Below are 16769 nucleotides of genomic sequence, written 5' to 3' on the forward strand. Positions count from 1 at the left end.
GCTTTCGACCAGAAACGGACGTAAAGTTCCTCCCCATCGACTTGCGATGGGGAGGTGGCAGCCCGCAGGGCTGACGGAGGGGTAATGGCGCAACGTTGCGGCCCCTCCACCACCGCCTGCGGCGGCGGTCCCCCTCCCCATCGCAAGTCGATGGGGAGGATCGTCAACGCCCGCTCTCCACCCCACACCGGCCGCATGCCATGTGGCCGGGTTGGGACAAGCCGATACAGATCGGCTATCGTGCGGACATGAATGACAAGATGATCCCCCTTCCCGTCCGCCGCCTCGGCCTTGCCGAAGCGGGCGACGCGATGCTGACGCGCAGCATCGCGATCGAGGCGCCGGTGTCGGTCGAGGTCGGCGGCATCGGCTATGCGGTGATGATGGCGACGCCCGCCGACCTTGAGGATTATGCCGTGGGCTTTGCGCTGGGCGAGGGGCTGGTCGAGACCGTCGATCAGATCGGGCGCGTCGATGCGCAACCGATCGAGGGCGGCTGGGCGCTGCGCATCTGGTTGCCGCCCGAGCGCAACGCGATCGCGCTCGAACGCGCGCGCAAGCGCGTGAGCGAGAGCAGCTGCGGGCTATGCGGGATCGAGAATATCGAAGAGGTTTTGCGGCCGTTGCCGCCCGTGACCGCGCGGATCGCGACCGATCGGCGGGCCATTGCGGCGGCGCTCGCGGCGCTGCGCGACCATCAGCCGCTCGCGCGCGCGACCGGGGCGGTCCACGCCGCCGCCTTCTGCTCGCCCGCCGGCGCCATCCTGCTCGCGCGCGAGGATGTCGGGCGGCACAATGCGCTCGACAAGCTGATCGGGGCGCTGGCGCGCGCTGGCACCGATCCGGCGAGCGGCTTTATCCTGTTGTCGGCGCGGTGCAGTTACGAGCTGGTCGAAAAGACGGTGCGTGCGGGATGCCCGATGCTCGTCACCCTATCGGCGCCGACCAGCCTGGCCGCCGCACGCGCGAGCGCGGCGGGACTGGCGCTCGTCGCGCTGGCCCGGACGGACTCGGCGCTGGTCGTCAGCGATCCGCACGGGATGATCGCATGACGACGCTCGGCGCGGTGCTCGCCGGCGGGCGATCGAGCCGTTTCGGGTCGGACAAGGCGCTGGCGATGCTGGCGGGGCAAAGCTTGCTCGACCATGCGGTGGCGGCCCTCGCCCCGCATTGCGATGCCGTGATCATCGTCGGTCGCGGCGACGTCGCCGACTGGCCGCACGCCGACATGGGACCGCTGGGCGGCATCGCGGGGGCGTTGATCCACGCGGCGGCGACGGGTTTCGACCGGGTGCTGACCGCGCCGGTCGATTGCGTGCGGCTGCCGGACGACCTGCGCGCGCTGCTCGAACCCGCGCCCGCCTTTCTCGACACGCAGCCGGTGATCGGGCTGTGGCCCGTCGCGGTGCTGAACGATATCAAGGCGATGCTGGAGGATGCGGGCGACCTTGCCGTCCGCGCTTTTGCGCGGCGGATCGGCGCGCGCGCGGTGGCGAGCGGCTTCGTGCCGCCGAACATCAACAGCCCCGACGACCTGACGCGCCTTGCCGCGTTATGACCCGCCGATGGCGTTCACGGTGAACGCCAAAATGCCCATGTTGAAGACGAACGCCGCCATGCAATGGCCGAGCACGACGCGCCGCATGTGCGGGCCCGATATGGTGACGTCCGACGTCTGGAAGGTCATGCCCAGCGTGAAGGCGAAATAGAGGAAGTCCCAATAATCGGGCTCGCGGACGCCCGGCACCTCGATCCCGGCGAGGTCGCGGCCGCCGACCTGAAGATAATAGAGATGGGCATAGTGAAGCGTGAACACCATGTTCGCGAACAGCCACGCGAGCGCGAGTGTCGCGACGATCAGGATCACGTGGGGACGGCCCAACCGGCCCGGACTGGCGATCAGCGTGCCGACCGCAAACAGGATGACGAGCGACAGCAGCACCGTGATTGCAAGCAGGCCGAGGCGGTTCGCGTCATTGTCCGCCGCGCGGCGGCGCATCCGGTCGGCATCGGCGCGAAACAGCGGGACGAGCGAGGCCAGAAAGACAAGCGCGGCGACATCAAAACCGATGAGGAACGCGGCGCGCGGATCGGCGCTCCATTGCAGCGCCGCGGCGGCCGCGCCGACGAACAGGACAGGGAAGACCAGGAAACGGACCGGCGCGATATGCCTGCCGACGGCCACCCGGAGCGTCAGCCCGCGACCGCGACGACGCGCACGGGAATCGACTTTGCCGCGGGGCAACCGCTGATCCCGTCATGGTGGGCGAGCGGCAACAGCGGGTTGAGTTCGGGGTAATAGCCCGCGACCGAACCGCGCGACATCGGATAGTCGATGATCGTCAAACCATCGACGCGGCGGCGCACGCCATCGTCGCTGATCGTTTCGAGCGCGACCTTTGTCCCTGCCGCCAGCCCGCGGCTGGCGATGTCCTCGGCATTCATGAACAGGATCATGCGGTCGTTATACACGCCGCGATACCGGTCGTTGTAACTATAGATCGTGGTGTTGAACTGGTCGTGCGAGCGCACCGTTGCGAGGCGCAGCATGTCGGTATCGGTGACCGGCGCGTTGACCGCGAGCCCCGGAATCACGAGGAAATTGGCCTTGCCGTTCGGGGTTGCCCAGACGCGGCGGCGCGGCGGGATGTCGAGGTGAAAGCCCATCGGCGCCTTGATGCGGTCCGAAAACCCCGCATAGAGCGCCGGATAGACCTCGGCGATCTTGTCGCGGATCAGGTCGTAATCGTCGATATAGCTGGCCCAATCGACCTTGCTGCCCGGCAAGGTCGCCATCGCCATGCGGCAGACGATTTCGGTTTCGGGCAGCAGGTCCGGGCTGGCGGGTTCGAGCACACCGCGCGACGCGGTGACGTTCGACATCGAATCCTCGATCGTGACGAACTGTTCGCCCGCCGCGGTCTCGATCCGTTCGGATCGTGCGACGACGGGCAGGATCAGCGCGTCGCGCCCATGCACCAGATGCCCGCGGTTGAGCTTGGTCGCGATGCCGACGGTCAGATCGAGTTTGCGCATCGCTTCGTAGGAGCGATCGGTATCCGAAATCGCACGGACGAAATTGCCGCCGAGCCCGATGAAGACCCTGGCGGTGCCCGCCACCATCGCCTCGACCGCTTCGACCGCATGATGGCCGTGCATACGCGGCGGATCGAAGCCGAAAACATCGCGCAGCCGGTCGAGATAGGCCGGGGTCGGTTTCTCGTCGATCCCGACCGTGCGGTCGCCTTGCACGTTGGAATGGCCGCGGATCGGCGAAATGCCCGCGCCGGGCTTGCCGTAATTGCCCTTGAGCAGCAGCAGGTTGGCGATCTGCTGCACCAGCTCCGACCCTCGCTGATGCTGGGTCACGCCCATCCCGTAACAGATGATCGTCGCGTTCGAGCGGATGTAGATTTCGGCGCAGCGCCGGATCTGCGCCTCTTCGATCCCCGCCGCGGCGACCAGGTCGGGCCATGCCTGCGCGTCGATATCGGCCTTCAGCGCCGCGAAGCCCTCCGTATGTTCGGCGATGAAGTCATGGTCGAGCAGCTTTTCGCCCGCCGCCTCGCGCTCGAACAATATCTTCATCATGCCTTTCAGCAGCGCCAGGTCGCCGCCGATCCGGATATGGACAAATTCGCTGCTGATGTCGGTCGACCCGAAGGTCGCCATTTGGACGATATCCTGCGGCTCGGTGAATTTGATCAGCGCGCGTTCGGGCATCGGGTTGACCGCAACGATCGGCACGCCGCGTTTTCGCGCCTCGACCAGCGGGGTCATCATGCGCGGTGCATTGGTCCCGGCGTTGTGGCCGATCAGGAAAATTGCCTCGGCACGGTCAAAATCGTCGAGGACCACCGTGCCCTTGCCCACCCCGATCGAATGCGGCAGCCCACGGCTTGTCGGTTCGTGGCACATGTTTGAACAATCGGGAAAATTGTTCGTCCCATATTCGCGCACAAAGACCGAATAGAGGAACGCGGTCTCGTTCGCGGTGCGGCCCGAGGTGTAGAATTCGGCCTGATGCGGGCTGTCGAGCGCGCGGAGATGGTCGCCGATGAGCGCAAAAGCATCGTCCCAGCTTACCGGCACATAATGGTCGGTCGCGGCGTCGTAGCGCATCGGTTCGGTCAACCGGCCCTGCATTTCGAGCCAGTAATCGGACTGGGCCATCAGTTCGGTCACGCTGTGACGCGCAAAAAATTCGCGCGTGACGCGAAATCTGGTCGCTTCATGCGCGAGCGCCTTGGCGCCATTTTCGCAAAATTCGAGCTTCTTGGTGCAGGTCGCGTCGGGAAAGGCACAGCTCGGGCATTTGAAACCGCCCGGCTGGTTCATCGACAGCAGCGCGCGCGACCCTTTGGTCACCACGCTCTGTTCCAGCAGCACCTTGGCGGTCGCCGCCGCAGCGCCCCAGCCGCCAGCGGGGCTGTCATAGCTTTTGTAGCGGGGGCGGTCGCTCGTCATCGGCGTTCGGCTAGCTGACCTTCGCGGTCGGCATCAGCCACGCCGACCCCCGCCCGTTCAGCTTGTAGACAAAGCCCTCGCCGCTGCGCAGTGCGTTGCGCAGCCCCTTGACCAGCGGGCCGATCGACACATTGAGGTCGGCCGAGAACATCAGCATATAATCGCCGTCGACGGTCAGCTCCTTGCTGCCGTCGAGTTCGACGATGTCGATCTCCTCGACCGGGACCGGCGCCTCGACTGCAAAGACCCCGGCGCCCGCCATCTTGGGCTGGACCAGGCCATTGCCGCCGAGCACGCCCGCGACCGTGTTGTGACGGTGCGTGGTAAGGGCGATCCCCGACGAGCAGGCGTAAAAGGCCTTGTCGTCGAGCAGCAGCGCGTCGCCGTCGATCGCCCCGATGATGAAGTTGCGCCGCCCCGGTTCGGTCCAGATCGTCCCATGCCCCGAAAATTTCGTCGCAAAGGCCGATTCGCCCGTGCCCGCCGAGGCGAGCGCCCGGCTGAGGAAGCCGCGATCCTCGTGCTGCTGCACGGTCGATTCGATCTTGCCGTGCATATATTGCAGCGCGCCGGGTTCGAGCAGGATGGCGCCGCCGGTCAGCGTGATGCACAGCTGGAAGATGTCGGTCGCCTCGGCGACATAATGAAAGCCGCCCTCGGCCGTCGGGATGCCGCGGGTAATCAGACGTTTTTCGACGAACCGATATTTTTCGATCCGCACCCCGCCGTCTTCGACGCTTTCTTCCAGTCTGCGAAATTCGGTCATCCTCAGCCTCTTTCCTTATCGCGCGCGGGGCTTACCGGAACGGATTGTCGTCGTCCGAATAGCGTTCGTTGATGAATTGCGTGTTGTTGGTGAAGGCGTTGATATCGTGCTGCGCCAGGTCGCGCAGCATCGTATCGACTCGTTCCTGCAGCCGGTCGAGGCTGGCACCGAGAAGGAAACTCGCCGATTTTCCGGTCTTGCGAAAAATCTCGCCGCGGTGGCTGGCGGGCACGTCGATATAGCTCTGGACCAGCTGGGGCAGGTGGACGTCGCGCATCTGGCCGGTGTCGACACGGCTGAAGCTCGGCACCTGTTCGCGCTCCATCGCCTTTTCGACGGCTTCGATCGATTCCAGGATATGGGCGATCTTTGCCTGCGCGCTGTCGGGAATCCGGTCGTCCTGATAGTTGAAGGCTTTGGGCTGCGGCGCAGCCGGGGGCGACGGCGCCGCACGCTCGTTCGCCTGCGCTGCCCCCTCCCCGCCGAAAAGGCGGCCGAGCCGTCGAAACATGCTCATACCGTTGCCGCTTTCACCTCGTCCAAAAAATCGCCGTCCCTTCCATAGCCTTGCGCCGCAAGCTTTCCAAGAACAGCGAGAATTAAAGCGACCCCAACGCCGACTGCTGCTGGCTGCCCAGCGCGTCGACCGAGGCGGAAACCTCGGCAATGGCCGACCGCAACGCCGCGACCTGCTGCGACGCCTCTGCGCTGTCGAGCGCGATGCGGGCATTGCCCGCCGCCGACGCGCCGCTCGCGCGATTGCCCAGCGCCGTCGCGGCGGCTGTGACACCGCCGATACGGTCGAGCACGATCTGCTGGTTGGCGAGCGTCTGCGCCGCGACGATGGCGGTCTGGAGCGCGGCCACCGTGGTTGCGGAGGCGCGGTCGATGCCCTTGACCAGTTCCAGGTTGTTGGCGTGGACGATGCCGAGCATCGCATAGCTTTGCTGCGACACCGCCATTTGGGTCAGGAGGTCGCCGTGGCGCTGGCGCGCCTCGAACAGCGCGACCTGGCGCAGGCGCTGCGCCTTTGCGGGGTCGCGTGCGTCAAGCTGTCCCGCGAGCCGTTCAAACCGTTCGTCGAGGCTGGCGCACAGGCCGATCGCTTCGGCCAGGCTGGACAGCATCGGGCGGACCGTCCGGCGGTAGGCGGTCACGGCGATATTGTCCTGAAGCAGCGTATCGCGGCTGGTCGCCATCGTTGCCAGCGCCGCTTCGATTTCGCCCTCGCTGTCGCGATAACGGTCGAAATAGCTGGCGAGCGCGTCGCCGCGCGGGAACAATCCCAGAAATTTGCGCGGTTTCAGCAATTCGTCGCCGATGCCGGGGTTGAGCCGTTCGAGCACGGCGCGCAGCCGCGCGAGCTGGGCATGGACCGCGGCGACCGCGCCTTCGCGTCGGCCGCTACGCGCCATCGCCAGCCGCGCCTGGTCGGACAGCGCCCGCACCTCCTCGGCGCCGATCAGGGCAATCCGCGCCGCCATGCGGTCGAATTCGGGGCTTTGCGCCTCGATCGCGACGAAGCCGCCCGCATATTCGCGCGCGACCGCCTTGATCCGCGCCGCGGTCGCCTCGCCAAGCGCAAACTCGCCCGCCGGATCCTGCGCCGGTCCGCCCGGTCCCGGGGGTTCGAGTTGCAGTCCGTTCATCGCCGCGGCCCTGCGATCATGCGACCTTGACGCCGGTGTGCTGGTCGGGGCCCGCCACGCCGTGCGTCTGCGCGCGCTTGACGACCATCCCCGCCCAGGGGGCGTGCGTCGCGGGTTCGCACATGCTGCCGTTGCGGCCGAACACGGCTGGCGCCTCGTGGTTCAGGATCGCGCGCGCCTCGGCCATTTCCTGGACGTCGGGGCGATAGACCGAATGGATGATCGCGATCTGGTCGGGGTGAATCGCGGTCTTGGTCAGCAGGCCATGCTCGATGTCCTGTTCGACCTCGCGGCGCAGCACGTCGGGCGCGGCGAAATGTTCAAAGACCGGGGCCGCGACCGAGAATCCGTGCGGGATAAAGGTGCCCGCAATGTCGCGAATGACACTGCCCAGCGGGCCGTCATAGGCGGTCCGGTATCGCGAACGGCGGATGCCGAGCAGCCCGAGGATGTCGTTCCCGCCGATCCGCACCGCCGACACGCGTTCGGCATAGGGTTTGAGCTGGTCGCAGAGCCGGGCGAGCGCGAGCCGGTCGAACGCGTCCTCGCCCTCGATCGTCGGCATGATGCGATGATCCTCGTGCATCAGCGCGGTCAGCCAAACGGGCAGCGACTGGGTCGTCACCTTGGGCAGCACAAAGCCGTCGATGCGGTCGATGCCCTTCATCTTCAACAATTGCGTCAGCATCCGGAAATCGCGCGGCCGCACATAGACCGACAGCGTCGGCGATTTGGCGACGAGCGCGCGGAGCAGTGCCGCAAGATCGTCGAGCGCGGCATCGACCTGGTCATCGCGAACCGAATCCTCCAGGCACACGACCATCGACCGCAGGTCGTCGATCGCCCCATAGGCCATGGTGCGTGCGGCGGGGTTTGTTGCCGGCACATACAGGGTGGCACCCAGCTCGACAGCGTTCATTGCTGGTCTCCTCCCAGATCCTTGATAATGGTCACGGCGCGATAGCTCCGCAAGTTTCTTTCGATGACGGGAACCCCCGCGGCATCGGCCAACAGGACGATATGCGCGACGTCGGCATCGCCGCGTCGCTGGACATAGATGCGGTCGGGAACGCGGCGCAAGATGGCGCGCGTAGCCTCTGCAATTCCCGGTTTGATGCGGTTGAGATCGCGAACCCCGCATTCGGCCGCAATCGCCGCGATCGCCCCCTCCGCCGCCGCGCGGACTTCGGTCGCGGCCGCAGCGGACCATGGCGCCGTTTCCGGCTGCCACGCGCCCGCGCCCTCGATCGCGTCGATATAGGCGCGGCTGCGGTCGCTTGCGGCGTGGTCGGACAGGACAAGGCAGGCGTGGAAATCGTCGGGGCCGACGAGGGCGTCATTTCGCACCGACCGGCTGACCAGCCCCGAAACGATGCCGTTGAGCAGGCCGCCGGGGATGACATAATCGTCGAAGGTCGCGGCCAGGTCGGCGCGCCCCGCGGGGTCGGCGACCACGGCCAGGAACGGGGCGAAGCCGCTTGTCCCCGATGCGAGCGCGCGGTCGAGTTCGCCGCGGATTGCGCCCTTGCCGGTCCACCCGTCGACGAACACGGCGTTCGCCGTGCCGTGTCGCCGCGCGATATAGGCCAGCGCATTGTCGTCGATGCCGCGGCCGCGCAGGATGCTGACCGAATAATGCCAGGCCTCGACCCCCCGTCGGCGCAGCGCGCGCGCCAGCAGGATGCCGATCGGCGTCCCGGCACGCGCGAGCGAGATCAGGACGCAGCTGGTCGCGGTCTGCGAGCGATCGCCGATCGCGCGCGCAAGCCGTTCGACATCGTGCCGGACCCGTGCCGCATTCGCCGCGAGCGCCTGGTCATACAGGCGCAGGTAGCGCGCATCGGGCACCGATTCGGCCGACAGCATCTCCGAATAATGGCGCGCGCCCGACTGGATCAGCCGTTCCTTTTCGGCGATTGCGGTCGGCTCGATCCGCGCCGGGTTGAGCAGGAAGATGACATCGCCGGGATCGTAGGAGCCCGAAAAGGTCCAGTTCCCCTCGGCGTCGCGGTAACCGTCGCCAGCATGGCCGGGCGTCGCCATCAGTCGATCCAGCCGTTGCCAAGCGCGATATGCGACCAGAGCTGGGTGCCTGTCGGGACCGCCGCGAAATCGCACAGGTCCATGAAGCCGACGTCGGACACGCTGTCGCCGATGCCGATGATCGGCTGGTCGGGGCGGGCGGTGCGGATATGGTCGATCAGGTAGCGCGCGGCGTGCCGCTTGCTGAGCCAGGGCGGCAGATAGGCCAGATTGTTGCCATTGCGGTGACAGCGCCAGCCGGTCGGCACCTGCGGCGCCAGTTCCTGTTCGAGCACGGCCAGTTCGCCCGCGTCATGCGCGTTGCTCTTGACGACGATATAAAGCGTCAGGCCATTTTCCTCGACCGCCCAGTGGCGAAAACGATCGGTGCAGAGCGCGTCGGTAAGCGCATGATAGACGGCCTCGACCGGCGCCCCGCGGCGGGCTTCGGTTTCCAGGCGATCGTGCCATTCGCGGTCGAGCGCGCCGTCGTCGCCAAGGATACAGCCGCCGTTCGAGCAGATCGCCGGCGCCTGCCCGATATCGACCCGCGCAAGGACATCGCGCCCGCGCGCGGTTACCGGGATCACCGTCCCCGTTTCGAGCCAGCGCAGGAAATGCTGCTGCATCGGCGTCGCAAATCCGCTGGGGCTGCCGTCGAGCAGGCTGCTCATCTGTCGCAGTCCGTCCATCCCCGGCGGGCATTTGGGCAACGTCTGGAACAGCGTGTCGTCGAGGTCGGTCAGGATGACGGGGGTCATTCGCCCTCCCCCCCGGCATAAAGGCACGCGACGACATCGACGGGCACCGACGACCCGAGGTCCGCCAGCGCGGCCGCCGCCTCCGCCCGCTGGTCGGCAGGCCGTTCGGTGACGATCACCACCCGGTCCGGCGCGTGGGCCAGCATATTGTAAAGGAAACAGGGCGCGCCGCTGTCATAGCTGTCGCGAAACGTCGATTTGCTCGCCATGGCGCCGCCGATCAGCGCGGGGCTGCGGGTGATGCACTGCACCGCGGCGATGCCCCCCTGGCGCTCGATCTCCTCGGCGACCAGCAACGCTTCATAACTATGTTCGCCTTCGCCCAGCACCAGCACGCGCTCGCCGGGAGCGGCAGCGACCGCCGCGCGCCGGGCGCGTTCGGGATGCAGCAGGCCGGTGCGGCTTTTCATGCCGGCATCGGGCGCGGCGCCCGGTGCGTTGCTGCCCGCCGCCAGTTCGGCGGGCGGCGCCGCGGTCGCCGCCGACCAGCGCATCCGCCCGCTGACGATCGCCCGCGCCGCGGCAGGGCGCGGCATCGCATCCAGATAGCTGCCGTCGCTCCAGTCGGTGATGCAACAGGTTTCGATCCGTTCGAGCCGCGGCATCGCGCCCAGCAGCGCGGTCGCCGCCGCGACGAAGGTCGCGCCGGTCGAACATTCGTCATCGACGATCACCAGCGCGCGGGCCTCCGCCACTCGCGCGCGGATCGCCGGATCGGCGATCTGGACAAGGTGCGACGTCGCGTGGCTGTGCCCTTCCTCGAACCGGGCGGCGACCTCTGCCCCCGCCACGCGCTGCCGCGAGGATTGCAGATAGACGGCATCGGCGCCCGGATGCCGCGCCTGCCATGCGGCGAAACAGCCCTGCCCCAGCGCGGTCGCGGTTTCGGCCATGCCAAGGAAGACGACCGGACCCGGCAGGTCGCTTCCCACGCGGGCAGCAAGCCCGTCCATTGCCGCGCGCATGGCGCCGGGACGCGCGGGCAGGTGGCGGCCGAGGACGCGCGACACGATCAGGAAGCCGCGGCGCGGATTGGCGCGCGCCGCCACATCGCAAAAGGCCTCGAGATCCGCGTCGCCATCGACAAACAGGTCCAGCGTGCCGGTCGACAGGTCTACCGTCATTGCCGGCGCCGCACGCGTAAATTGCATAGGGTAACTCATGTCCTAGGGAGGGCGACGAACCGCAATCGGGGAATCGATACGGGCGCGCGAACGTCGGGGGATCAGGCGCGCTTTTTACGCGCTGACAATTATGCTGACAACCGAATCGCGCAGTCGGCCGACCAGGCTGCGCCGGTTGTTGTCGGTCGATAGCGGCACCGCCGTCCCTTCGACCCCCGACGCCGCCAGCATTTCGTGGACCAGGCTGACCTTGATGCCGAAATTGACATTTTCGCTGATCGCGCCGCGATCGCGCAGGTTGCCATGCGCCAGCGACGAAGAGGTGATGCCGACGAGATTGCCATATTCGTCGAGGATTGCGCCGCCCGACGATCCCGACCCGATCGGCGCGGTGAACTGGAACCGGGCGACATCGCCTTCCCAACCCTTCAGCCCCGACACATTGCCCGTCGAAACCTTCAGATCGGCACCGAGCAGGTCCATCAACGGGTAACCCGCCGCCAGCACCGCCTCGCCCAGCCAGATCGCCGCGCTGTTGCGCAGGGGCAGCGGCGTGCCCTGAACATCGCCCTGAAGGATCGCGAGGTCGTGCAGCGGATCGACCGCGAGCATGGTCAGCGCCTGTTTGCCGCGGCCCAGCTTGAAATCGCTGCCGCCTTCGATGACATGGGCGTTGGTGACGACGATGCCCGGCGCGACGAGAACGCCGCTGCCCGAACCGAGCGGGGTGCCCGGCGGCGCGGTCCGGCGCTCGCCGCGCTCGCCGCCTTCCCATCGTTCGCGATTTCCATCGCGGCGCTGGCGACCCGGAATGGCATCGACCGAAAAGTTCCGCGCCCGCGCAAAAGCCTCGATCCCGAACGTATAGCCTTCGTTGGCGACCTTCACCCGCCGTCCGCCGTCGCGCATATAGGCTTCGGCGATGATCACCGCCGCCAGCTGGTCGAACGGCTTGGGAAAGTCATAGCTGGTGCCGCCGAAATCGACGGTGACGGGATAGCTGTCGTTGACGAAGCCGCCGGTCCGGTCGTCGGCGATATAGAGCAGGATTTCCGCCTGGTCGCCCAGGTCGGCCATTGTCGAGAGGCGCCATTCGCCCGGCGCGCCGCCACGTTCGAGCGGCTGGAACGCCCCCTCGCGTGAGACGGCGACGACGGTGATCCGGTCGGCATCGCGGCCGCCGATGCGGATCGTGCAGGCGGCGTCGGTGGCGACGGCAAGTCGTTCGCCCGGCTGCGCATTCTTCATCGCCATCCCCCCACCATCGTCATGCCGCCACCATCGTCATGCTGCCACGGGGCGGACGACGGTCGAAAACGCCACTTCGGTATCGATCGCGGGCCGGTCGATCGTCGCGGCCGACAGCCGCCCGGTGAGCAGCCCGGCCCAGTCGGCGACAAGGCCGCAGCCAACCTGATCGGCATACACGACGCCGCCGGCCGGGCGCGCGTTGATTTCGAGCAGTTTCCACGTGCCGTCGACGGCGCGGCGGAACTGCGCATTGACCAGACCGTGGAGCGTGAAGCGGTCGACGATCGCGGCGACGACAGGCTCCAGCGGGTGGCGGGTGACGATATGCTGACGCGCGGTGCCCAGCTTGGTGCGCGCGGCATATTTCAACAATTGTCCCGCGTCGGCGAGAATGTCGAAAGAGATTTCGGGACCGGGAAGATAGGCCATTGCGACGATCTCGTCGATCGGCCCGCGCTGTTCCTGGTCGCGCAGTGCCGCCAGATAATGGTCGGGACGAATCCGGCGCCGTTCCGAATCCTGGAGATGCGCCATCGGCGACACGTCCGCCAGGCGCCAGAAGCCAAGGCCATTGACCCCCTGTCGCGGCTTGACGCACGGCGCGGCGTCGTCGCCGTCCGCCATGTCCGGCCAATCGGCGAGCAACGCCGCAAGGTCGTCGCTGCCCCGCACCAGATGGGTCGGGAGGTGATAATCCTCCCCCGCGAGCGCCGCCGCAAACGCATATTTGTCATCGAGCAGTTCAAGCGTCGGAACCGCCGCGGGCAGGTGGACGCGGCAGGGAAGGTCGGTCGCCGCGATCAGCTTGCGCCGCCGGGTGGGCACGAAGATATCGACCGCGTGGCGATCGATAATGTCCCGCACCCAATCCAGATAGGCGGCGGGATCGTCGGCCGCGCCGTCCGCGCCGTCCGCGCCGCCATCAATCCAGGTCGCGGTCGGTCCCGGATAATGGGCGCTCATCGGCGAAACGCTGACATAGACGTCGAGCGACGCGTCGGCGGCTCGCATCAGCGCCGCGATCGGGGCGAGCGAAAATCCGCGATTGAACCAGATCCGCACCGGCTGCGTCATCGCCAAAGGGTCATGGCACCCGGCGCGCCATCAACCGAGGTTGACGCCCAGGCTGCCGGCAAGGCCCGAAAGCCCGCTCGCCCAGCCTTCGCCGATCGCCTTGACCTTGATGTCGCCCTGCGGCCCGCGATAGAGTTCGACGAAGATCAGCGAGGTGTTGGTGCTGCCGTCTTCGGACAGGTCGAAACGTGCCAGTTCCTTGCCGTCGGCATCGTTTAAGACGCGCGCATAGGCGTTGGAAACCGATCCGAAATTCTGGCGGCGTTCCTGCCCTTCATGGATCGTGACCGCGACGACGACCTTTTTCACATCGGCGCCCAGTCGGCCGAAGTCGATCTTGATCGTCTCGTCGTCACCGGCGCCATCGCCGGTGCGATTGTCGCCGCCATAAACGACCGAGCCGTCGGGCGACGCCTTGTTGTTATAGAAAATGAAATGGGCGTCGCTCAGCACCTTGTCATTGCTGCCGACGACGAACGCCGACGCGTCGAGGTCGAACGCCGCGCCATCGGTCTGCCGCACGTCCCAGCCCAGCCCGACCGTGACCGACGACAGGCCCGGCGCCTCCTTGCTGAGCGAAACATTGCCGCCCTTGCTCAATGACACCGCCATGTCCGTTCCCTTTCCGAAAAAAATGCGGCTACCGTCGGCGATCACGCAGCCGGTAGCCATGGGCATCCATCAACCGACGTTGACGCCAAAGTTGCTCGCGAGCGGGCCGAGCCCGCCCTTGAAACCCTGTCCCACCGCGCGGAATTTCCATTCGCCGGCGTTGCGATAGACTTCGCCCAGGATCATCGCGGTTTCGACCGATGCATCTTCCGACAGGTCGTAGCGGACGATTTCGGTCCCCGTCTTGGCATCGACGATGCGGATGAAGGCGTTCGACACCTGGCCGAAGCTCTGCCCGCGCGATTCGCCGTCGTGGATCGTCACCGCCACCGCGACCTTTTCGACTTCGGCCGGGGTCTTCGACAGGATGATCTTGATCTGCTCGTCGTCGCCGTCGCCTTCACCCGTGCGGTTGTCGCCCTGATGGATCACGGCGCCGCCGACATCCTTGTTGTTGTAGAAACAGAAATCGCCGTCCGAACGCACCTTGCCGTCGCCCTTCAACAGGAAGGCCGATGCATCGAGGTCGAAATCCTGCCCGTCGGTCGCGCGGACGTCCCAGCCAAGGCCGACGATGACTTCGTCGAGACCGGGCGATTCCTTCGACAGGCTGACGTTGCCGCCCTTGGAGAGAGAGATTGCCATCGAATTTGTCCTTTCTGATTCCGATCGAGTGGCCCGGATCACCGGGCCACCGTCACATGGGGGTTGTTTCAGGCCGCAGCCGAGGCTTCGCCCTCGCCAGCCGAATTGGCCCGGTTCCAGCGGACCGACGACCAGAAGGCGATGCCGATCAGCACGGCACCGATCAGGCCGGTGATCACTTCCGGAATATGCTGGAAGGTGTTGATGTACATGATCACCGCGAGTGCGAGGATGGCATAGAAGGCGCCATGTTCGAGGTAGCGATATTCGGACATCGTGCCCTTGCGCACCAGAAAGATCGTCATCGAACGCACGAACATCGCGCCGATGCCGAGGCCGATGGCGATGATGATCAAATTGTTGGTCAGCGCGAAGGCGCCGATGACGCCGTCGAACGAAAAGCTGGCGTCGAGCACTTCGAGATAGAGGAATGCACCGAAACCGGCCTTTGCCACGTCGCCGGTCGACGGCGTCGGGGGTTCCAGAATATGGTTGACGATCTCGACGACGATGAAGGTCAACAGGCCGCCGATCGCCGCGATGATGAAGGTCAGCGCGTCGGCATCGGACAGCATCGTCGAGGTTCCCCAGGTGGCGAGCAACACCAGCCCGATCGCCACCGCGTCGATATCGGCGACCTTCGCAAGCGGCCGTTCGATCGCGGCGATCCAGTCGACCTCCTTGTCGGAATCGAAGAAATATTTGAGGCCGACCATGCCCAGGAAGGCGCCGCCAAAGCCCATCAGCCCGATATGCGCGTCGCTGACGATACGCTGATATTCGGTGGGTTCATTCAGCGCGAGCTTGAACGCCTCGATCGGGCCAAGACCCGCGGCGACCATCACGATTACCAGCGGGAACACGATACGCATCCCGAACACCGCGATCGCGATACCCCAGGTGAGGAAGCGTTGCTGCCACACCGGGTCCATGTCCTTGAGCACCGATGCGTTGACCGCGGCGTTGTCGAACGACAGCGACACCTCCAGCACCGACAGCACGATGCAGATCCACAGGATCCCCAGCACGCCGTCGACCGTGCCGGTGAGTTCCCAGCCGTACCAGCCGCCCAATGCGAGCGCCACCACCGAAAAAAGCAGTGAGCCGCCGAAATGTTTCAACATCTACCTATGTCCCCTTGCCGCCCTGTGCGGCGCTTTTCGTCTTGCCGCCCGGCGCGGCGTTGTCGTCGTCAATCTTTCGATCCCGCTGCCCAGCGCAGGATGATACCGACGTCGTCGGCATATTCCTTCTGGTCACGGTAATAACGCATGTGCCGCTGCATCCGCAGGCTGCCACCTTCGTTTTCGAGAAGCGCTATACCGCAAAGGCGGCAATTGTCGCGCCCTTCGTCAAGCCGGACCTCGATCTCCGGCTGGCCGGGCACTGTCATCCGCACCACGCCGTCGGTCTTGGTCCAGTTCGGAACCCCGTCATAGATGAGCGCGAAGACCGCGATGCGTTTGATCTGGTCGAAATAGCGCCCGTTGACGCGGATCGTTTCGCCCGCCGACACGGCGCCCGTCCGGTCGTCGCCCGACAATTGGATGAAGGGTTCGCGTTCATAGTCGCCGAACGAGCGGCCAAGGGCCTGGATCACACCCTTGTACCCGTCCTGGAGTTCAAACAGGACGCCGAGATCGAGGTCGATGTTTTTCGCGCCGCCACCAAAGAAGCCGCGCTTCTGGTCGGCCTGGCTCCAGTTGAGGTTCAGCACAATCTCGCCGAACGTCGCCCCTGTTTTCTTGAGGCTGACGCTCGGGCTCGATTTTTCGAGGGTGATTTTCTTGAGGCTGACCGGCGCCGAAGGCGCTGGTGCAGGTGCAGGTGCAGGTGCGGGCGCCGGTGCGGGCGTCGGAGCCGGTGCAGGCGCATCCGCCACCTCGCCGCCGAAATGGGCGATCAGGCTCGCCAGCCCGCCCGCAAAGCCCGCGGCAATGGTGCCGCACTTCCAGCCCGAGCTGTGCCGGTAAAGCTCGATCATCATCACCGCCTTTTCGTCGGTCAGATGCTCGGCGACGTTGAACTCGGCCTTGCCCTGGTCGATCGACACCAGCAACGGCCGCGCCTCGGCGATCGGGCGGCTGTCGTGCGTCGCGGTAAAGACGATGCGGTCGACCGTCGCGGGCAACGCGTCGAGATCGAGCGTGAACACCGCCTTGTCCGACGCGGACGCCAGGCTGATCGCGCCTTCGGGCGAGCGGGCGTTGGAGAACAGCACGACATAGCGATCATCGCCGATCTTGCGCGCGGCATCGAGCCCGAAGGCAGCGATATCGACCCCCGCCATCCCGAAGGACACCGCCACGTCGCAGCGCCCGCCGATCCCGAGATCGGACAGGCCGCGCTTTTCACCTTTTTGCAATTGCATGCATCATTTCCCACTGGCTTCGCGGCA

The 16769-nt window shown here is 66.2% G+C and carries 17 protein-coding genes; 2 read left to right on the plus strand and 15 right to left on the minus strand.

Going from position 1 to position 16769, the window contains the following annotated elements:
* The first annotated feature begins 248 nt into the window (after positions 1–248).
* Complete coding sequence (fdhD, locus tag A3E77_RS02830) at positions 249–1052, plus strand: formate dehydrogenase accessory sulfurtransferase FdhD (RefSeq protein ID WP_293643387.1); 804 nt, start codon at positions 249–251, stop codon at positions 1050–1052.
* Positions 1049–1558: a molybdenum cofactor guanylyltransferase gene (gene mobA, locus A3E77_RS02835; protein ID WP_293643388.1), complete on the plus strand. Its 510-nt coding sequence runs from the start codon at positions 1049–1051 to the stop codon at positions 1556–1558. Before fdhD ends, mobA begins: the two co-directional genes overlap by 4 nt.
* On the opposite strand, the gene A3E77_RS02840 is transcribed toward mobA, so the two are convergent.
* The 15 genes from A3E77_RS02840 to A3E77_RS02910 form a co-directional block, all read right to left on the minus strand.
* Positions 1553–2185, minus strand: coding sequence for a DUF1345 domain-containing protein (locus A3E77_RS02840; RefSeq protein ID WP_293643389.1), 633 nt, complete (start codon positions 2183–2185; stop codon positions 1553–1555). The genes mobA and A3E77_RS02840 overlap by 6 nt on opposite strands.
* Before the next feature lie 8 nt (positions 2186–2193).
* A complete protein-coding gene (locus A3E77_RS02845) occupies positions 2194–4467 on the minus strand; it encodes an FdhF/YdeP family oxidoreductase (protein WP_293643390.1) in 2274 nt (757 codons plus the stop codon).
* A 10-nt stretch (positions 4468–4477) separates the two neighbouring features.
* Entirely contained in the window at positions 4478–5233 is a 756-nt protein-coding gene (locus A3E77_RS02850) for an AIM24 family protein (RefSeq protein ID WP_293643391.1), read from the minus strand.
* A gap of 31 nt (positions 5234–5264) precedes the next feature.
* A complete protein-coding gene (locus A3E77_RS02855) occupies positions 5265–5750 on the minus strand; it encodes a hypothetical protein (RefSeq protein ID WP_293643392.1) in 486 nt (161 codons plus the stop codon).
* 82 nt (positions 5751–5832) lie between these two features.
* Positions 5833–6882: a toxic anion resistance protein gene (locus A3E77_RS02860; protein ID WP_293643393.1), complete on the minus strand. Its 1050-nt coding sequence runs from the start codon at positions 6880–6882 to the stop codon at positions 5833–5835.
* Between the two features lie 16 nt (positions 6883–6898).
* A complete protein-coding gene (locus tag A3E77_RS02865; RefSeq protein ID WP_293643394.1) occupies positions 6899–7801 on the minus strand; it encodes an HpcH/HpaI aldolase/citrate lyase family protein in 903 nt (300 codons plus the stop codon).
* Positions 7798–8925 (minus strand): cysteine protease StiP domain-containing protein, encoded by a 1128-nt coding sequence (locus A3E77_RS02870; RefSeq protein ID WP_293643395.1) that lies wholly within the window; start codon positions 8923–8925, stop codon positions 7798–7800. The genes A3E77_RS02865 and A3E77_RS02870 overlap by 4 nt, the downstream gene beginning before the upstream one ends.
* Positions 8925–9665, minus strand: coding sequence for an HAD family hydrolase (locus tag A3E77_RS02875; RefSeq protein WP_293643396.1), 741 nt, complete (start codon positions 9663–9665; stop codon positions 8925–8927). Before A3E77_RS02875 ends, A3E77_RS02870 begins: the two co-directional genes overlap by 1 nt.
* Positions 9662–10828 carry a phosphoribosyltransferase domain-containing protein gene (locus tag A3E77_RS02880; protein ID WP_293643397.1) on the minus strand — a complete coding sequence of 389 codons (1167 nt, stop codon included), beginning with the start codon at positions 10826–10828 and terminating at the stop codon, positions 9662–9664. Before A3E77_RS02880 ends, A3E77_RS02875 begins: the two co-directional genes overlap by 4 nt.
* 75 nt (positions 10829–10903) lie before the next feature.
* A complete protein-coding gene (locus tag A3E77_RS02885) occupies positions 10904–12043 on the minus strand; it encodes a S1C family serine protease (protein ID WP_293643398.1) in 1140 nt (379 codons plus the stop codon).
* A 30-nt stretch (positions 12044–12073) separates the two neighbouring features.
* Positions 12074–13114 carry an ATP-grasp domain-containing protein gene (locus A3E77_RS02890; RefSeq protein ID WP_293643399.1) on the minus strand — a complete coding sequence of 347 codons (1041 nt, stop codon included), beginning with the start codon at positions 13112–13114 and terminating at the stop codon, positions 12074–12076.
* Between the two features lie 30 nt (positions 13115–13144).
* On the minus strand, positions 13145–13726 hold the full coding sequence (locus tag A3E77_RS02895) for a TerD family protein (protein WP_293643400.1): 582 nt from the start codon (positions 13724–13726) through the stop codon (positions 13145–13147).
* Positions 13727–13795: 69 nt separating this feature from the next.
* Entirely contained in the window at positions 13796–14371 is a 576-nt protein-coding gene (locus tag A3E77_RS02900) for a TerD family protein (protein WP_293643401.1), read from the minus strand.
* Between the two features lie 68 nt (positions 14372–14439).
* Positions 14440–15495: a DUF475 domain-containing protein gene (locus tag A3E77_RS02905; RefSeq protein ID WP_293643402.1), complete on the minus strand. Its 1056-nt coding sequence runs from the start codon at positions 15493–15495 to the stop codon at positions 14440–14442.
* A gap of 68 nt (positions 15496–15563) precedes the next feature.
* Positions 15564–16742: a TerD family protein gene (locus tag A3E77_RS02910; protein ID WP_293643403.1), complete on the minus strand. Its 1179-nt coding sequence runs from the start codon at positions 16740–16742 to the stop codon at positions 15564–15566.
* Positions 16743–16769 lie beyond the last annotated feature (27 nt).

The sequence above is a fragment of the Sphingopyxis sp. RIFCSPHIGHO2_12_FULL_65_19 genome (genome assembly GCF_001830555.1).
Classification (GTDB): domain Bacteria; phylum Pseudomonadota; class Alphaproteobacteria; order Sphingomonadales; family Sphingomonadaceae; genus Sphingopyxis.

Bases quoted from the DNA above. Each gene is read 5' to 3' on its own strand.
- fdhD (WP_293643387.1), top strand. From the start codon at position 249: ATGAATGACAAGATGATCCCCCTTCCCGTCCGCCGCCTCGGCCTTGCC.
- mobA (WP_293643388.1), top strand. From the start codon at position 1,049: ATGACGACGCTCGGCGCGGTGCTCGCCGGCGGGCGATCGAGCCGTTTC.
- A3E77_RS02845 (WP_293643390.1), bottom strand. From the start codon at position 4,467: ATGACGAGCGACCGCCCCCGCTACAAAAGCTATGACAGCCCCGCTGGC.
- A3E77_RS02850 (WP_293643391.1), bottom strand. From the start codon at position 5,233: ATGACCGAATTTCGCAGACTGGAAGAAAGCGTCGAAGACGGCGGGGTG.
- A3E77_RS02855 (WP_293643392.1), bottom strand. From the start codon at position 5,750: ATGAGCATGTTTCGACGGCTCGGCCGCCTTTTCGGCGGGGAGGGGGCA.
- A3E77_RS02860 (WP_293643393.1), bottom strand. From the start codon at position 6,882: ATGAACGGACTGCAACTCGAACCCCCGGGACCGGGCGGACCGGCGCAG.
- A3E77_RS02865 (WP_293643394.1), bottom strand. From the start codon at position 7,801: ATGAACGCTGTCGAGCTGGGTGCCACCCTGTATGTGCCGGCAACAAAC.
- A3E77_RS02870 (WP_293643395.1), bottom strand. From the start codon at position 8,925: ATGGCGACGCCCGGCCATGCTGGCGACGGTTACCGCGACGCCGAGGGG.
- A3E77_RS02875 (WP_293643396.1), bottom strand. From the start codon at position 9,665: ATGACCCCCGTCATCCTGACCGACCTCGACGACACGCTGTTCCAGACG.
- A3E77_RS02880 (WP_293643397.1), bottom strand. From the start codon at position 10,828: ATGAGTTACCCTATGCAATTTACGCGTGCGGCGCCGGCAATGACGGTA.
- A3E77_RS02885 (WP_293643398.1), bottom strand. From the start codon at position 12,043: ATGGCGATGAAGAATGCGCAGCCGGGCGAACGACTTGCCGTCGCCACC.
- A3E77_RS02890 (WP_293643399.1), bottom strand. From the start codon at position 13,114: ATGACGCAGCCGGTGCGGATCTGGTTCAATCGCGGATTTTCGCTCGCC.
- A3E77_RS02895 (WP_293643400.1), bottom strand. From the start codon at position 13,726: ATGGCGGTGTCATTGAGCAAGGGCGGCAATGTTTCGCTCAGCAAGGAG.
- A3E77_RS02900 (WP_293643401.1), bottom strand. From the start codon at position 14,371: ATGGCAATCTCTCTCTCCAAGGGCGGCAACGTCAGCCTGTCGAAGGAA.
- A3E77_RS02905 (WP_293643402.1), bottom strand. From the start codon at position 15,495: ATGTTGAAACATTTCGGCGGCTCACTGCTTTTTTCGGTGGTGGCGCTC.
- A3E77_RS02910 (WP_293643403.1), bottom strand. From the start codon at position 16,742: ATGCAATTGCAAAAAGGTGAAAAGCGCGGCCTGTCCGATCTCGGGATC.